The organism is Flammeovirga sp. EKP202 (assembly GCF_014534745.1).
Lineage (GTDB): Bacteria > Bacteroidota > Bacteroidia > Cytophagales > Flammeovirgaceae > Flammeovirga.
On the sequence record NZ_JACVVP010000114.1, the window covers coordinates 1 to 1202 of the forward strand.

The 1202-nt window shown below is 31.9% G+C and carries 1 protein-coding gene; it reads left to right on the plus strand.

Features of this window, described 5'->3' with window-relative positions; translation table 11 throughout:
- Positions 1-65: 65 nt before the first annotated feature.
- Positions 66-1142: a transposase gene (locus IC221_RS29175; RefSeq protein WP_188172311.1), complete on the plus strand. Its 1077-nt coding sequence runs from the start codon at positions 66-68 to the stop codon at positions 1140-1142.
- Positions 1143-1202: the final 60 nt, after the last annotated feature.

Genomic DNA, 1202 nt, shown 5'->3' on the forward strand with positions numbered 1-1202 from the left:
CTGAGCTATCGCTCTTTTAAAATTTTGAATTTTCATTTCTTTGACAGAAAGCCGATCTTTCTCCTATGAAAAGACTTGATGCATTTGAACTATATAGAGATTATTTAATCGCCGAGGACCACCAAGCCACAGCTACCGGTCTATCTGCATCAACAGGTAATTTGATGAAGCATGATTATATCAGTGATATGCTAGCAGATCCTGACATGGATTGTAAAACTTTTTGGAAATCAGTTAAACCATTTGCTCGAAAAATAGAAACTGAAGATTCCGTTATTTCTATTGACGATACGATTTCCGAAAAACCTCATAGTTCAATAAACACTATTGTAAACTATCATTTTGATCATACCAAAGGCAAGTCTATTAAAGGTATCAATATCTTGAATTTTCTTTTATCCACCACTTTAAAAGATGACACTACAGTAAATTGTCCTGTAGGTTTTGAAGTAATTGTGAAGGATCAAGAGTTTATAGATAAAGAAGGTAAAACAAAATATAAAAGTACCAAGACCAAAAATGAACTTGTTATTGAGAAGTTATCGACTCTTTTGTATGATAATCAGCTAAAATTCAAATATATACTATTTGATACTTGGTTCTCTTCAAATGATAATATGAAACAGATTCATAAACGTTTCAAGAAATATTTTGTCTGTCCTTTAAAGAAAAATAGACGTGTAGCTTTAAGTAAAGAAGACAAATATGCAGGTAAATTTGTACAGGTTTCTTCTCTAGATATCAATAAAGAAGAAGTGCTTGAAGTCTATATTAAGGGGTTAGATTTCCCTGTAAGACTCGTAAAGCAAATCTTTAAAAACAAAGATTATTCTGAAGGTGTATTATATCTAGTGACCAATGAACTCGATGCAGATTATAATCAGATCACTACGACCTATCAAAAAAGATGGAAAGTAGAGGAATTACACAAATCACTTAAACAGAATACGCTTTTGAGCAAATCTCCAACGAAAATGGAGGTTACACAGAAGAACCACATTTTTGCTTCTATGTTAGCGTACATAGAATTAGAAAGACTTAAAATCAAAGAACGTTTAAATCATTTTGCCCTTTTAGCAAAATTGAGACTAAGGATGCTAAATGCTGCTTTAGAGGAATTAAACCGTCTAAAAACAGCTTAATTTAGCATCCTTATATTTATACTTTTACCATTCGCAAATTTTTGGTGAGCGAAAGGTCAG

Coding starts and splice junctions, on each gene's coding strand:
- IC221_RS29175 (WP_188172311.1), top strand. CDS start 66: ATGAAAAGACTTGATGCATTTGAACTATATAGAGATTATTTAATCGCC.